Here is a 297-nt window from a genome sequence, read left to right on the forward strand (position 1 = left end):
AGGCTCGATTTACTCCTCAAAAGCTTTCTCCAAAGCTCATGAACATTGTACCAGTATCAAGCGCTCCATGTCAAGAGTGGCGACGCCGACTGATAATCCAATCATCGAAGCTCTTAATGGCTGGATCAAAGAAGAACTGTATATTGATTTTGGTTTGTATCGATCTAAGAACGTCCCTCAGCTTATTAACAACTACATAAAGTACTTTAATAACTACCGGTTATCTTCTAAATTGCATTACAAATCCCCTGCCCAATTTAGAATTGAACAGGGGTTCGTATAATTGTACTTTTTTAT

Annotated in this window: 1 protein-coding gene; it reads left to right on the forward strand. The window is 38.0% G+C overall.

Going from position 1 to position 297, the window contains the following annotated elements:
* Window positions 1–283: IS3 family transposase (locus tag B0D78_RS12205; protein ID WP_143521879.1), on the forward strand; the 283-nt coding region annotated here is incomplete at its 5' end.
* Window positions 284–297: the final 14 nt, after the last annotated feature.

This window comes from Pyramidobacter sp. C12-8, from assembly GCF_002007215.1.
GTDB lineage: Bacteria > Synergistota > Synergistia > Synergistales > Dethiosulfovibrionaceae > Pyramidobacter.